This is a genomic window from Pseudomonas sp. RIT-PI-AD, assembly GCF_025642785.1.
In the GTDB taxonomy this organism is placed as follows: domain Bacteria; phylum Pseudomonadota; class Gammaproteobacteria; order Pseudomonadales; family Pseudomonadaceae; genus Pseudomonas_T.
The window spans coordinates 20468-34807 of the sequence record NZ_JANZKU010000003.1; the positions used below are offsets into that span (position 1 = coordinate 20468).

Sequence of the window (14340 nt, forward strand, 5' to 3'; positions counted from 1 at the left end):
CACCCTTCCTTTTATAGAGCGGGCCGGAGCGATGGACACCCCACACACGAGAACCCGCCGAGATGCAGGATAGATGAGGCCTTTTCCGCCCGGTTCAAGGGCGCCGCACGCAACGGGCGCCTGAAAGCCCGGGGTCAGGCGTCGGCGGCCTCGGCCAGCCAGATCAAGGAAGCGAAACGTCCCGTGCGGGCGGCACGCCGGTAGGAGTAGAAACGCGGATCGTCGAACGTGCAGAGGCCGCCGCCGTACACCGCGGTCACGCCGCAGGCACGCAGGCGAATGCGCGCAAGCTGGTAGAGATCGGCCATGAACCGTCCGGGATTGGCGCTCGGCCGGAAGGCCTCGGCGCTCTGCGGATGGGCGGCGAGAAAGGCCTCGCGCACTTCCGGGCCGACCTCGAAGGCTAGCGGGCCTATGGCCGGTCCGAGCCAGGCCATGACGTCCTCAGGAGCCGAGGCTAGAGCTGCCAGGGTGTTTTCCAGCACGCCAGCGGCGAGCCCGCGCCAGCCGGCATGGGCGGCGGCCACCCGGGTGGCCTGGCGGTCGCAGAACAGCACCGGCAGGCAATCCGCCGTCAGGATCGCGCTGGCGACGCCGGGCGTGGCGCTCCAACTGGCGTCGGCTTCCTCGACCTGAGCGGGATCGGCCTCGACCACCCGCACGCCATGCACCTGGCGCAACCAGGCCGGGCGGCAACCCCAGGTCTCGACCAGGCGCCCACGGTTGTGGGCGACGGCCCGGGGCAGATCGTCGACATGATCGCCGAGGTTGAAAGTGTCGAAAGGCGCCTGGCTGATGCCGCCGAAGCGGGTGGTCACGCAGGCGCGCACCCGCTCGGGCGCCGGCCAGTCTGGAATCAGCCAGGGGTCGGCCATCAGCCGACGAAGGCCTCGCGGTCCTGGCGCAGCAAGCTCAACAGCCAGGTGAAGTCTTCGGGAAGGGGCGACTCCCACTTCATGCGCTTGCCGTCGACCGGATGATCCAGCTCGAGGAAACGCGCGTGCAGCGCCTGCCGTGGGAATTCCTTGAGTTGCTGCACCAGCGAGGGATTGGCCGCCGGCGGGATACGGAAGCGCCCGCCATAGGCCGGATCGCCCACCAGCGGAAAGCCGATGTGGCTCATGTGCACGCGGATCTGGTGGGTCCGTCCGGTTTCCAGCTTGACCCGAGTATGGGTATGGGAACGGAAGCGCTCCAGGACCCGGTAGTGGGTGACGGCCGCCTTGCCGCCGGCGATCACCGCCATCCGCTGACGCTGCTGCGAGCTGCGGCCGATGGGCGCGTCGATCTTGCCGCCGGAGGTGATCACGCCGATCACGATGGCTTCGTAGATGCGGCTGACGGTGCGCGCCTGCAACTGCGCCACCAGCTTGGTGTGGGCTTCGAGGGTCTTGGCCACCACCATCAATCCGGTGGTGTCCTTGTCCAGCCGGTGGACGATGCCCGCGCGGGGGACGTTGATCACCTCGGGAATATGGTGCAGCAGCGCGTTGAGCAAGGTGCCGTCGGCATGCCCCGCGGCCGGATGGACCACCAACCCCGCGGGCTTGTCCAGCACCAGCAGGTGCTCATCCTCGTAGACGATGTTCAGCGCGATGTCCTGCGCCTTCCATTCGCCCTGCGCTTCGACCTCGGTCTCCAGCAGCAGGACGGCGCCGCCGTGCACCGGGTCGCGGGGGCGCAGCACGGCGCCGTCGACGGTGAGTTGCCCGTCCTTGATCCAGGCGGAAAGACGCGAACGCGAGTGCTCGTCGAAGAGTTGCGCAGCCACCTGGTCCAGGCGTTGACCGCCCAGATCGAAAGGTACTTCGGCGCGAAGGTGAATGGCCTGTTTGTTAATCTGCGACATGCTCGGAAAGGGCGGGGGCGTAGCCTTTGGTTTCGGCCACGCGCTTGTGGTTAAATACGGCGTCTTTGTCCCGGGAGAACCGGGGCGCCCATCATAACAGGACGGCTCCGCCCAAGACAGCCAGCCGTCACAGGGACGCAAGCCGCTATGCAAGTGAAACACCTGCTGCTGATCGCCATCCTCGCCCTTACCGCCGCGTGTTCCTCCAAGGAAGTGGTGGACGAGAACCTGAGCGAGGCCGAGCTGTACCAGCAAGCGCAGGCCGACCTGGACAGCAAGGGCTATACCAGCGCCGTCGCGAAGCTGAAGGCCCTCGAATCGCGTTACCCCTTCGGCCGCTACGCCGAACAGGCTCAGCTGGAACTGATCTACGCCTACTACAAGAATGCCGAGCCGGAGGCCGCCAAGTCTGCCGCCGAGCGTTTCATCCGCCTGCACCCGCAGCACGCCAACGTCGATTACGCCTATTACCTCAAGGGCCTGGCCTCCTTCGACCAGGACCGTGGTCTGGTGGCGCGCTTCCTGCCGCTGGACATGACCAAGCGCGACCCCGGCGCCGCCCGCGACTCCTACAACGAGTTCGCCCAGCTAACCAGCCGCTACCCGAACAGCCGCTACGCCCCCGACGCGAAACAGCGCATGGTCTACCTGCGCAACCTGCTGGCCGCCTATGAAATCCACGTCGCGCATTACTACTTGAAGCGCCAGGCCTACGTGGCCGCCGCCAACCGCGGCCGCTACGTGGTGGAGAACTTCCAGGAAAGTCCGGCGGTCGGCGATGGCCTGGCGGTGATGACCGAGGCTTACCAGCACCTGGCGATGGACGACCTGGCGGCGACCAGCCTGGAAACCCTGAAACTGAACTACCCGGACCACCCGAGCCTGGAAGACGGCAAGTTCGTGATGCGCGAGCAGGATGCCGACAACCGCTCCTGGCTGGCCAAGGCGACCCTCGGTCTGATCGAGAACGACGATCCGCTGCCGCCGGGCCAGACCCGCGCGAGCCAGGATGTCATCAAGCAGTACGAGGACGCCCAGGAAGAAATCCCGTCCGAGCTGCTGCCGGAAAACCAGGACGAAGTCCGCGAGGAAGAGCACGAAGCCCGCGCCAACAACAGCGACCGCTCCTGGTTCAGCTACATGACCTTCGGCGTCTTCGACTGACCTGTTCCCCGCCCATTCCTGGCATCGAAGAAGGAGGCAGCGGCCTCCTTTTTCAATCCCGCAGCCCTCTCGCGAAGCACCTGCCGGCCTGATCCCCGGGGCCACCGCCCCTTCGCGACGCTGGGCGCCCGCTGCCCACTTGTCTACACTGCCTGCCTGTCAACTTGAGCGAGAGTATCGGCTTGTTCCGCCTATTGTTCTGGGTCGCGATTATCGCCGCCGCCCTGTGGTTCTGGCGTCGCCTCAAGGCGCCCCGCCCCGCTCCGTCCACACCGGACACGGAGCCCGCGGAGCCCATGGTGCGCTGCACGCTCTGCGGCGTTCACCTGCCCCGCCGTCATGCGCTGCCCGAGCATGAGCGCTGGTATTGCAGCCAGGCCCACCTGCGCCAGGACAGCGCCACCGGTGAACGCTGAAGACCTTACCCTGGCGAGTCCGCAAGGCCAGCGCATCATTCGCCTCTATCACTTCTATCGCCTGGCCATCGGCCTGGCGCTGGTGTTATTGATCTCCAGCGACCTGGATAACCAATTGCTGGAGTTGGTGCAGGAAGAGCTGTTCCGCTACGGCAGTTGGTTCTACCTGATCTTCAACGGCGTGGTGGCGGTGCTGGTGCAGCGCCCGCGGCGGTTGTTGCAGGTGTTCAGCCTGGCGCTGGTGGACGTGATCCTGCTCTCCGCGCTGTTCTACGCCGCCGGCGGCACCCCGAGCGGCATAGGCAACCTGCTGATCGTCGCCGTCGCGATCGCCAACATCCTCCTGCGCGGCCGCATCGGCCTGCTGATCGCGGCGGTCGCGGCCAGCGGCCTGATCTACCTCACCTTCTACATGAGCCTCAGCCGCCCGGCGGCGGCCAGCCAGTACCTGCAAGCCGGCGCATTGGGCGCCCTGTGCTTCGCCGCGGCCCTGTTCGTCCAGGGCATCAGCCGCCGCCTGCAATACAGCGAAAAACTCGCCGAACAGCGCGCCGCCGATGTCGCCAACCTGGAAGCGCTGAACGCGCTCATCCTGCAACGCATGCGCACCGGCATCCTGGTGTTGGACGCCCAACATCGCGTGCTGCTGGCCAACGACGGCGCCCTGAGCATGCTCGGCCAGGACGAATTGGCGGGCAAGATTCTCGACCCCCATTGCCCTGAACTGATCAAGCGCCTGCAAGACTGGTTGCACAACCCAGCGATGCGCCCTCCGACGCTACAGATCCATGCCGAATCGCCGGTGCTGCAATCCAGCTTCATCGCCCTCCAGCGCGGCGAGCAGACCCATACCCTGGTGTTCCTCGAAGACGTCTCGCAGATTGCCCAGCAGGCGCAGCAGCTCAAGCTCGCCTCCCTGGGCCGCCTCACCGCCGGCATCGCCCACGAAATCCGCAATCCGCTGGGCGCGATCAGCCATGCCGCACAGCTATTGCAGGAATCCGAAGAACTGGACGCGGCCGACCGGCGCCTGGCACAGATCATCCAGGATCATTCGCGGCGGATGAATCTGGTCATCGAGAACGTCCTGCAACTGTCGCGGCGGCGCCAGGCGGAACCGCAGTTGCTCGACCTGAAGTACTGGTTGCACCGGTTCGCCAGCGAGTTCCGCAACTCCGCCAGCGCCCAGCAAATCCTGCACCTGGAAACCGGCGCCGGCACCGTGCAGACCCGCATGGACCCCCACCAGTTGACCCAGGTCCTGACCAACCTGGTGCAGAACGGCATGCGCTACAGTGCCCAATGCAACCCGAAAGGCCAGGTCTGGCTGCGCCTGTTCCGCGATGCGGAGAGCGAGCTGCCGGTGCTGGAAGTCGTGGACGACGGCCCCGGCGTTTCGGCGGAGCACCTGCACCACCTCTTCGAACCTTTCTACACCACCGAGAACAAGGGCACGGGGCTGGGGCTGTACATTTCCCGCGAGCTGTGCGAAAGCAATCAGGCCCGCCTCGACTACAAACCGCGCGAAGGCCGGAGCGGCAGTTGCTTCCGCATCACCTTCGCCCACCCGCGCAAGCTGAGCTGACCATGACCACCCGCCAGAGAGCCCTGATCGTCGACGACGAACCCGATATTCGCGAGCTGCTGGAGATCACCCTCGGGCGCATGAAGCTCGATACCCGCAGTGCCCGCAACGTCAAGGAAGCCCGCGAGTGGCTGGCCCGCGAACCCTTCGACCTGTGCCTGACCGACATGCGCCTGCCCGATGGCAGCGGCCTCGAACTGGTCCAGCACATCCAGCAGCGCCACCCCCAGGTGCCGGTGGCGATGATCACCGCCTATGGCAGCCTGGAAACCGCGATCAATGCGCTCAAGGCCGGCGCCTTCGACTTCCTCACCAAACCGGTGGACCTGACCCGCCTGCGCGAACTGGTCGCCACCGCCCTGCGCCTGCGCAGCGCCACCCCCGCGGAAAACAGCGAGGACAGCCGCCTGCTCGGCGACTCGCCGCCGATGCGCGAGCTGCGCAAGCAGGTGCAGAAACTGGCCCGCAGCCAGGCACCGGTGTACATCAGCGGCGAATCCGGCAGCGGCAAGGAGCTGGTCGCCCGGCTGATCCATGAGCAGGGCCCCCGGGCCGACCGGCCCTTCGTCCCGGTCAACTGCGGCGCCATCCCTTCGGAATTGATGGAAAGCGAATTCTTCGGCCACAAGAAAGGCAGCTTCACCGGCGCCATTGAGGACAAGCAAGGACTTTTCCAGGCGGCCAACGGCGGCACGCTGTTCCTCGACGAGGTGGCCGACCTGCCCTTGCCCATGCAGGTGAAACTGCTGCGGGCGATCCAGGAAAAAGCCGTGCGCACCGTGGGCGGGCAGCAGGAAATGGTGGTGGACGTGCGCATCCTCAGCGCCACCCACAAGGACCTGGCCGCCGAGGTCAGCGCCGAACGTTTCCGCCAGGACCTGTATTACCGTCTCAACGTGATCGAACTGCGCGTGCCCCCTCTGCGCGAACGCCGGGAGGACATTCCGCAACTCGCCGAAACCATGCTCAAGCGCCTGGCCGCGGAAAGCGGACTGAGCCCCGCCGAGCTGACTCCCGACGCCCTGGAGAAGCTGAAGAACTATCGCTTCCCGGGTAACGTGCGCGAACTGGAGAACATGCTCGAGCGCGCCTACACGCTGTGCGAGGACGACCGGATCAAGCAGGACGACCTGCGCCTGACCGATGCGCCCTGCACCAGCGAGGGCGGCGAGGCGTCTCTCGCCCAGGTGGACAATATCGAAGACTACCTCGAGGACATCGAGCGCAAGCTGATCATGCAGGCCCTGGAGGAAACCCGCTGGAACCGCACGGCCGCCGCCCAGCGCCTGGGCCTCACCTTCCGCTCGATGCGTTATCGCCTGAAGAAGCTGGGGATCGATTGAGTCGCGCCTAACGTACACTGAGCCGCGCCGTCGGCGCATAGGGCTCAGGATCTACGATGGGCTCTTGCCCTAACAGTAGGTCGGTCAGCAATTGACAGGACGCAGGCGCCAGGACGAGCCCGTTGCGGTAATGGCCGCAGTTCAGCCATAAGCCCTCGAAGCCGGGCACGGGGCCGATGAAAGGAATGCCGTCCGGCGAGCCCGGGCGCAACCCCGCCCAATGACCGACTACTGAAGCACCGATCAGGTCTGGCAGCAGGGTTTCGGCCGACGCTTTCAGGCTGGCCAATGCCTCGTCCGTGGGACGCTTGTCGAACCCAACGTGCTCCAGGGTGCTGCCCACCAGGATGTGTCCGTCGCGTCGAGGGATGGCGTAGCGCCCCCCGGCCAGCACCATGCTGGACAGGAAATCCGCCGCGCACTTGTACAGGATCATCTGCCCTTTCACCGGCTCCACCGGCAGGGCCAGGCCCAGATTGGCCAGAAGATCACCGCTCCAGGCGCCCGCCGCGACCAGCACGGCATCGCCCTCGCGTTCGCCCCCCGAGGTCTGCACACCGCTCACACGCCCGCCTCGGTGGAGGAATCCGCTCACCGCGCAATGCTCCTCGATGGTCACGTTCGGCAAGGTCTCCAATGCGAGTCGCAGGGCCGACACGAGTCGCGGGTTTCGCACGTTGGCCACGCCTGGCATGTGGATCGCACGATTGAACCCCTCGCCCAATACCGGCACAGCGCCGCGTACCGCCGCCATATCTACCGGGTGAAGAGCCCTGCCTTGTGCCCGCGCCCACAGCAATGCCTCGGTCTCATCCTCCAGATCCAGCCAAAAAAGGCCGGTGACATGAACCTCCGGATCGGCCCCCGTCAACTCCAGGAGCTGTTCGGCCAGCTCTGGATAAAACGCCTGAGACCAGTGCGCCAGCGCCGTTACCGCCGGGCTGTAACGCCAGGGATAGAGCGGCGAGACGATCCCACCTCCGGCCCAGGACGCCTCTCTGCCCGTCGCGCCGCTTTCCAGCAACACCACATCCAGTCCGGCCCGCGCCAGCGCCCAGGTGGACAACAAACCGATAGCTCCACCACCCACCACCAAGATCTTCGTCATTACTGCTCGCTCTATGACCAAAAATGATGCGCTATTGACAGACTTGGCCTTTGCGCTAGAAACAATGGGCGGCTAAGGAAAGCCGCTCCATCACTCTCTGCACAAGGACCGTGCTCATGCATCACGCCCATCAAAAGGCGCTCGGCCTCATCGAGCTGCTTTTCTGCCTCGCCTTACTCGCAGTGTTCGCAAGCCTGGCATTGCCCGCTTTCGGGCAATGGGTGGAACGGACACGTCTGGAAGCCCTACGCGATCAACTCCAGGCGCATCTGAACAGCGCAAGGGCTGATAGCGTACTGCACAACCGCGCCATAGAAGTATGCGGATCTGCCGATGGCCAGACCTGCGATGACGATTGGCAAAGCGGCTGGGTCAGCCATTTCGCTTCGGATCAGCGACTTCTGAAGCAGTACCGCCTCGGTGTCCAGGATCGGCTGGCTTGGACCGGCGCCTCGTCGCGCATCCGCTTTCAAGGCAACGGGACCGCCCCACTCGGCAATGGCCGGTTCTTCTTCTGCGACCGTCAAGGGAAAGTTGTTTCGCAACTCGTGCTCAACCGCCAGGGCCGAATTCGCCGCGTGCAGGGTCTGGAGCAGGGGCAGAATCCCCAGACCTCCTGCAACTGAAGCGACGCGGCCTCACCAGTCGTCCCACGGCTGAACCCGGTCATCCCCCGCTGCGGGACATTCGTCCGCGGCTTGAGCATCATCGTCCCAAATAGCTTTGAGGTCTTCTGGATGCCATCCGCTAACAAGTTGGCCGGATTCACATTGATAGAGTTGATGATCACCGTCAGCTTGCTGGGTATCTTCGCCGCCCTGGCGGTACCCAGCTTCACTCAGTTCATCAATAACAACCGTACCCAGGCGGCGAGCAACGAGGTCTACGGTTTGCTGCAATATGCCCGCAGCCTGGCGGTGCAGAACCGCGCAAGCATGTCCGCCTGCCTGAAGAACGGATCCTGGATGATCAAAAAAAAGTGCACGGACGCTGACAGCACATCCTTGCGCACCCTTGCACAACCCGCGAACACCGTTACCAAGTCCAAACCGGACAACATCGTATTCAATTGGAACGGAACGGCCACCGCCGCAACCATTCTGACCTGCTACAACGATCAGGCCGCCAGCGGGTTCACCACGCTCATCCAGAGCAGCGGCAGCATCCGCATGTTCCCCCGAGGCAAAAAGGACGCCGGTGGCACCGATATGAGCACCTGCACACCATGAACAAGACGAACCGCGGTTTCAGCATGATCGAAATACTCATCACGCTGGTATTGATCTGCATCGGCGTGCTCGGCATGGTCGCCATGCAGGGACGCACCATCCAATACACTCAGGATTCTGTGCAGCGCAATGTCGCCGCAGCGCTGGCCAACGACCTCATCGAGCTGATGCGTGCCATGCCCCAGGGGTTGCCGGACAGCTCCGACTTTTACAAGGCGAAGGACAGCGCCTTCACGGCGGCAACGGATGCCGAGTGTAAGACGACTCCCGACACACCTGCAAAGCAGTTGGCCTGCTGGCAAAACAAGGTCGTCAAATCCTTACCAGGCGCAAGCAGCTTGGCCAAGGAAATGTATATCTGCCGTTCCAAGACTCCGAACGTCTGCGCGAACGAAGGCTCCGCCGTCGAGATACAGCTTGCCTGGAGCGTCAAGAAAGGCGAGTGCCTGGACGGCAATCCAGATGCGGCCGTCTGCTATTACCGTCTGCGCACCCAGCTTTAGGATTCTTATGAAAAGCAAAAAATATCAATCCGGCCTATCGCTGGTGGAGCTAATGGTGGCCTTGGCTATCAGCTCTTTCCTGATCCTTGGCGTCACACAGATCTATATCGACAACAAGCGTAGTTATACCTTCCAGCAGAACCAGGCGGAAAACCAGGAAGGCAGCCGCTTCACCCTCTTGCTCCTCCAGCAGGAGCTGGCCAAGGCCGGATATCGGCGCAGACCCGATACCGCCACGGATGTCGCGTTTCCGACGGTTTCTGCTTCGGGGTGTGATTTCTCGGCAGGAGCCGGCGTGGCGTACAACAGTGCCAGCTCCATTTGCATTCGCTATCAACCGCGGGACAAGCAGGACCGGGACTGCCTGGGCAATCTGCCAGCCAACCTCACGGATATCGCGAATCCCTACACCACGGCCAAAGAGTTCTTCATCGAAAGGCTCTACCTGAACGGCAATGACTTGATGTGCACCAGCACCCATGTGGATGAAACGGGAGCCGTCAAACTGGCCTCGGCCACTGCCACACTGCTGAGCAACGTAGCCGACCTGCGCTTCGAACTGGGTATCGGCAGCAACACAGAGCCGAGAGCGGTGCTCAGCTATACCAAAGCCAGCACCACCGCGCCGATTCTCTCGATTCGCTATACAGCCTTGATGCGTAGCAGCAATCCCAACTTGCGGGACTCCGTCGATGCGTCCAGCGCATTGGCGAACTGGAAGGCCCTGACCGGCGCGACGGATAGCGAAGTGAATACCTTGAAGACCGCCGATAAAGGCCAGCTCTATCAAGTAAGCCAGGGCACGGTAATGTTGAGGAATCTGATGCCATGAGAAGTGCAGTCAATCGTCGTTTACCGCAGCGACAAAAAGGTGCGGCCTTATTCATCGCACTGATCGTCTTGCTGGTAATCACTCTGCTGGCCCTGTCGAGCATACGCGAAGTGACATTGGAGTCCCGGGTCACTGGAAACTTCGTGGAGCAGCAGAAATTACTCAACTTCGCCGAAGCGGGACTTCGTGAGGGCGAAGGGCAAGTCACCCAGCCCTTGAAACCGCTCGAAGCAGCTTCGACCTGCACGTCCACCCTGCCTTGCCTACTCGCGGACAACCCCACCTATGCCCAACTTTTCGACACCACGGGGAAGCACCGCGCCTATGCGCCTGCCGATAACACCACGCTGCCCAGCGATTCCACTGTTGAGTGGTATGCACTGATGGCGCCCGCAGGCAGCGAATCCGGCGAAGCTGAAAACCCCGAGTACGGAAACATGATGCAAGGCATCGGCACATTTCGATATGAAGTGAACGCCCGGACCACCAATACCAAAACGCAACGCACGACCAATTTGCGCTCGACTACCGCCAAAGTGTTCAACTGAGCGTGAGGAAAACATGACCATGCGAAACAAAATTACAACCCTGCTGCCCGGGTTTATCGGCTTTTTCCTCACCCTCGGCATACCGCAGGCCCAAGCCACACTTCTGGACATCAGCCAGAAACCGCTGGTCCTGTCAGACAGCGTAGCCCCCAACCTGATTCTCACCCTGGATGACTCTGGCAGTATGCGTTGGGCATTCGTGCCCGATGACATCAGTGGGGTGGGCGCTACCCGAAGAGCGAAGTCGGCCGACTTCAACCCCATGTATTACAACCCTGACGTGACCTACCAAGTCCCCATCAAATTCAATAGCGATGGCAGTCCAGCCACAACGTCATACAGTTCCAGTTTCACCCAGGCGTGGAACAACGGTTTCAATGCGAGCAGTACTACGGGCTCATTGAACCTGAGCAATAACTATCAAGTTGGCTGGAGCTACGATCCCACCGGGGGCATTGGTTCCACCTATGGCTATAGCAATACAAGCACTCGATTGGCGCAAAACCCTGCTGCCGACTTCACTCTCACTACGACCCGTACCGGTTCCCAAACCAGCGCATCCGGAATCACCTTCAACGTCACGGACACCAGCTCGAGATACACAGCCTCCTGCACCGCTACGGCTACCAATTTCCAGACGCCCAGTTGCAGCAAGTCCGGCAGCACATTCACGGTCAACCTCACTCAGATGGGCGGGCCCGCCTATTACTACGTGTACGACCAGAGCCAGAGTGGCTGCACCCGCTCCAATGCCGATGACAATTGCTATCGTCTGGTCTTCGTTACTTCCACCTCAGGCACCTTGCGTGCAGACGATACGAGCGCGGGAAAAGATGAGCGTACCAACTTTGCCATCTGGTATTCCTTCTATCGCGTTCGTAGCCTAGCCACTTTGAGCGCCGCGAACCTGGCGTTCAATGGGTTGCCGACATCCATACGCCTGACCTGGCAGACCCTGGGTAACTGCGCCAGCCTGACCGGCAGTTGCAACTCCAATTATTTTCGCCGCTTTACCACTTACCATCGGGGTAACTTCTTCAACTGGCTCCCCACAATCAAATTCGACCAAGGCACCAACCTTCACGCGGCTATGAAACGGGCGGGGGACTTTCTCGCTACGGAGGAGCCTTGGTACTACGATCCAAACCCACTAACCAGTACTGGCGGCAGGGGGACTTCAGTCCAGTCACCCATCTACGGATGCCGTCCCAGCTTCCATGTAATGATGACCGACGGGATGTGGAACGCGAACAGCATAACCGTGGGTAACACGGATGGATCTTCGGTTTCGCTGCCCGATAACACGTCTTACGCTGCGCGCACGCCATTCAAGGACAGCACTGAGAACACGCTGGCGGACTTAGCCTTCAAGTATTGGTACACGGATGCCCGATCCGGATTGGCCAACTTGGTCAAACCTACGGTCACTGCCCCCAATACCGATCCTGACAAGCGCTACTGGGATCCGAGGAACGACCCGGCCACCTGGCAGCACATGGTGAACTTCACCATAGGTCTGGGCCTCGGCTCATCGCTCAACAACTCCAGTATTCCCTGGACCGGGGAAACCTATGGCGGTGCGGGTTATGAGGCGCTGAAGGCAGGTACAGCCAGTTGGCCTAAAGCTGAGGCCAATAGCAGCAACAACGTCTATGACCTGTGGCACGCAGCGGTCAACTCGCGGGGCGAGTTCTTTAACGGCGATAGCCCGGACAAAGTGGTCCAGGCGTTCAGCGATATCTTGAACCGCATCGGTAACTACACCACCTCGGCGAGCCGACCCTCGGTCTCCGCCAGCCAGGTCAGCGGCGCCAATGCATACGAAGTCTATGAAACCGAATTTTCCAGCGATGATTGGAGTGGTGATCTAAAGAAATACAGCTTGAATAGTTCGGGTTCCCGCTCTCTTTCCTGGAGTGCGAAAAGTAAGTTGACCGCCGCTCGCACGGTCAAGATGGCTGCGGCCTCGGGTAGTAAACTGCAGGACTTCACTTGGGGAAACCTCACGGACGCCCAAAAGGCCTATTTCAATATCAACCCGGACAGTACCGGTTCTGCGACGGATAATCGCGGCGAGGACCGCGTCAACTACGTGCGGGGCGAGCGCAGCAAGGAGGGGCTCAACAGCGGTAGCTTGCGTCAACGCAACAGCGTGCTGGGCGACATTGTGAACTCATCTCCCGTTCTGGTATCGGGCGCCCAATACCTGGCCTACCTAGCGGACAAAGTCGACGGCAGCGCAGGAGCCTACAAGGCATACCAAGAGCAACAGGCCAAGCGCACTTCCATGGTTTACGTGGGTGCCAACGATGGCATGTTGCATGGGTTCAAGGCGGGCACTAGCGCGGACGCAGGCACAGAAGCCTTCGCTTTCATTCCCACGGCCGTGATGCCGAATCTGTATCGCCTGTCCGGTCAAAACTACCAGTCCGGGGGGCATCGCTACTATGTGGATGGTACGCCGGTGGTCTCGGACGTGTACTACAGCGGTGCTTGGCATACCGTGCTGATCGGTACCCTGCGCGGCGGCGGCCGCTCTCTATTCGCTCTGGATGTCACGGACCCCACAAGCATCAAATTGCTTTGGGAGTTCACCCACGATGATCTCGGCTACAGCTTCCCGCAGCCGACCGTAGCTCGCCTGCATACTGGCAAATGGGCGGTGGTGGTGGGTAACGGTTACGGCAACCAAACGGGCGCCGCTGCCGATAAAGCGGCGCTGTTCGTGATCGATGTGCAGAATGGCACACTGGTCAAAGAAGTGGTGGTGACTGGAGACGCCACGAAGGCGAACGGGCTTTCCAGTACCCGCCTGGCCGACAACAACAGTGATGGAATTGCAGATTACGCCTATGCCGGTGACCTGCAGGGCAACCTGTGGCGCTTCGATCTCTTCAGCCCCAAATCCACGGCTTCCGCCGATCCGTTCGCGTCGAGCGTCATAGGTACCGCTACGGCAGCGGACATCAAGGCGTCGTACAACGGCAAGCCCTTGTTCACGGCCGTAGATAGTACCAATGGCGCAGCACAACCCATTACTGCGCCCCCGTCTCTGGTGCGTCATCCGACGCAATTGGGATACTTGGTGATCTTTGGTACCGGTAAGTATTTCGAGGGCACCGACGGCAACGTCAACACCACGCGAGCCCAATCTGTCTATGCAATCTGGGACAGAAAAACCAAGGCAGAGGTGACCGGCAACCCTCCTACCATTACTCGAAGTAGCTTACTGAACCAAACCATAACCACCCAGGCTAATGCCAATATCAATGGCACGACCAACGAGATCCGTCTGGTCAGTGAAAGCAAGCCGACTTGGTACAAAGCCAATGCCACGCCATTAACAGCGGACAGCAGCGTGAATCAATGGGGCTGGTTGATGGATCTGCAAGTAGGCAGCACAAAGGCCGGCGAAATGCTGATCAACCCCATGGCCGCCCGTGGACAAGTGTTGCTGTTCAGCACCCTGACCCCTAACAACGATCCCTGCAAAGATGGGGTGGAGACTTGGCTATACGGCATTAACCCCTATTCTGGGGCTCGTACGACTTTTAGCGTCTTCGATCTGGACGGTAGTGACAAAGTCGATTCGAAAGACACCTATAACAGCGCCGTCGTATCCAGCCGGAAACTGAGCTCCCCTGGGGGATTCACTCTTAGCGGCGATCAGCTGTTCAGTTCTGGCGAAGATACCAAGGTCTACTACGGACCCAACTCGAGTGGCCGCCAAAGCTGGCAAGTCATACCTGAAGAAGAGAACTGA

At 61.7% G+C, this 14340-nt stretch carries 13 protein-coding genes; 10 read left to right on the plus strand and 3 right to left on the minus strand.

The window, feature by feature from the left end; translation table 11 throughout:
* Positions 1-134: 134 nt before the first annotated feature.
* A complete protein-coding gene (gene pgeF / locus OGL92_RS03195; protein ID WP_263140348.1) occupies positions 135-875 on the minus strand; it encodes a peptidoglycan editing factor PgeF in 741 nt (246 codons plus the stop codon).
* Positions 875-1849, minus strand: a complete 975-nt coding sequence (rluD, locus tag OGL92_RS03200; protein ID WP_263140350.1) for a 23S rRNA pseudouridine(1911/1915/1917) synthase RluD — start codon at positions 1847-1849, stop codon at positions 875-877. Before rluD ends, pgeF begins: the two co-directional genes overlap by 1 nt.
* A gap of 147 nt (positions 1850-1996) precedes the next feature.
* Here rluD and OGL92_RS03205 point away from each other — a divergent pair, with 147 nt between their 5' ends.
* From OGL92_RS03205 to OGL92_RS03220, 4 genes are all read left to right on the plus strand, one after another.
* On the plus strand, positions 1997-3013 hold the full coding sequence (locus OGL92_RS03205) for an outer membrane protein assembly factor BamD (protein WP_263140353.1): 1017 nt from the start codon (positions 1997-1999) through the stop codon (positions 3011-3013).
* 176 nt (positions 3014-3189) lie between these two features.
* Positions 3190-3429: a PP0621 family protein gene (locus tag OGL92_RS03210; RefSeq protein WP_263140958.1), complete on the plus strand. Its 240-nt coding sequence runs from the start codon at positions 3190-3192 to the stop codon at positions 3427-3429.
* The gene (locus OGL92_RS03215; protein WP_263140355.1) at positions 3419-5014 is read left to right on the plus strand and encodes an ATP-binding protein; all 1596 of its coding nucleotides are present in this window, start codon (positions 3419-3421) and stop codon (positions 5012-5014) included. The genes OGL92_RS03210 and OGL92_RS03215 overlap by 11 nt, the downstream gene beginning before the upstream one ends.
* Before the next feature lie 2 nt (positions 5015-5016).
* On the plus strand, positions 5017-6357 hold the full coding sequence (locus OGL92_RS03220; protein WP_263140356.1) for a sigma-54 dependent transcriptional regulator: 1341 nt from the start codon (positions 5017-5019) through the stop codon (positions 6355-6357).
* Between the two features lie 7 nt (positions 6358-6364).
* Here the strand turns inward: OGL92_RS03220 and thiO are convergent, their stop codons facing one another.
* On the minus strand, positions 6365-7465 hold the full coding sequence (gene thiO, locus OGL92_RS03225) for a glycine oxidase ThiO (protein WP_263140361.1): 1101 nt from the start codon (positions 7463-7465) through the stop codon (positions 6365-6367).
* Between the two features lie 116 nt (positions 7466-7581).
* On the opposite strand from thiO, the gene OGL92_RS03230 reads away from it, so the two are divergent.
* From OGL92_RS03230 to OGL92_RS03255, 6 genes are all read left to right on the plus strand, one after another.
* A complete protein-coding gene (locus OGL92_RS03230; RefSeq protein WP_263140365.1) occupies positions 7582-8091 on the plus strand; it encodes a GspH/FimT family pseudopilin in 510 nt (169 codons plus the stop codon).
* 111 nt (positions 8092-8202) lie between these two features.
* Positions 8203-8694: a GspH/FimT family pseudopilin gene (locus OGL92_RS03235; RefSeq protein ID WP_263140960.1), complete on the plus strand. Its 492-nt coding sequence runs from the start codon at positions 8203-8205 to the stop codon at positions 8692-8694.
* Positions 8691-9197, plus strand: coding sequence for a type IV pilus modification protein PilV (gene pilV, locus OGL92_RS03240; RefSeq protein ID WP_263140368.1), 507 nt, complete (start codon positions 8691-8693; stop codon positions 9195-9197). Before OGL92_RS03235 ends, pilV begins: the two co-directional genes overlap by 4 nt.
* Before the next feature lie 7 nt (positions 9198-9204).
* Positions 9205-10029: a PilW family protein gene (locus OGL92_RS03245; RefSeq protein WP_263140373.1), complete on the plus strand. Its 825-nt coding sequence runs from the start codon at positions 9205-9207 to the stop codon at positions 10027-10029.
* Entirely contained in the window at positions 10026-10577 is a 552-nt protein-coding gene (locus OGL92_RS03250; RefSeq protein WP_263140375.1) for a PilX N-terminal domain-containing pilus assembly protein, read from the plus strand. Before OGL92_RS03245 ends, OGL92_RS03250 begins: the two co-directional genes overlap by 4 nt.
* A gap of 19 nt (positions 10578-10596) precedes the next feature.
* A complete protein-coding gene (locus OGL92_RS03255) occupies positions 10597-14340 on the plus strand; it encodes a PilC/PilY family type IV pilus protein (protein WP_263140376.1) in 3744 nt (1247 codons plus the stop codon).

What these genes read in the sequence shown, in the direction of transcription:
- pgeF (WP_263140348.1), bottom strand. Translation starts at nt 875, where the DNA reads ATGGCCGACCCCTGGCTGATTCCAGACTGGCCGGCGCCCGAGCGGGTG.
- rluD (WP_263140350.1), bottom strand. Translation starts at nt 1,849, where the DNA reads ATGTCGCAGATTAACAAACAGGCCATTCACCTTCGCGCCGAAGTACCT.
- OGL92_RS03205 (WP_263140353.1), top strand. Translation starts at nt 1,997, where the DNA reads ATGCAAGTGAAACACCTGCTGCTGATCGCCATCCTCGCCCTTACCGCC.
- OGL92_RS03220 (WP_263140356.1), top strand. Translation starts at nt 5,017, where the DNA reads ATGACCACCCGCCAGAGAGCCCTGATCGTCGACGACGAACCCGATATT.
- thiO (WP_263140361.1), bottom strand. Translation starts at nt 7,465, where the DNA reads ATGACGAAGATCTTGGTGGTGGGTGGTGGAGCTATCGGTTTGTTGTCC.
- OGL92_RS03230 (WP_263140365.1), top strand. Translation starts at nt 7,582, where the DNA reads ATGCATCACGCCCATCAAAAGGCGCTCGGCCTCATCGAGCTGCTTTTC.
- OGL92_RS03235 (WP_263140960.1), top strand. Translation starts at nt 8,203, where the DNA reads ATGCCATCCGCTAACAAGTTGGCCGGATTCACATTGATAGAGTTGATG.
- pilV (WP_263140368.1), top strand. Translation starts at nt 8,691, where the DNA reads ATGAACAAGACGAACCGCGGTTTCAGCATGATCGAAATACTCATCACG.
- OGL92_RS03245 (WP_263140373.1), top strand. Translation starts at nt 9,205, where the DNA reads ATGAAAAGCAAAAAATATCAATCCGGCCTATCGCTGGTGGAGCTAATG.
- OGL92_RS03250 (WP_263140375.1), top strand. Translation starts at nt 10,026, where the DNA reads ATGAGAAGTGCAGTCAATCGTCGTTTACCGCAGCGACAAAAAGGTGCG.
- OGL92_RS03255 (WP_263140376.1), top strand. Translation starts at nt 10,597, where the DNA reads ATGCGAAACAAAATTACAACCCTGCTGCCCGGGTTTATCGGCTTTTTC.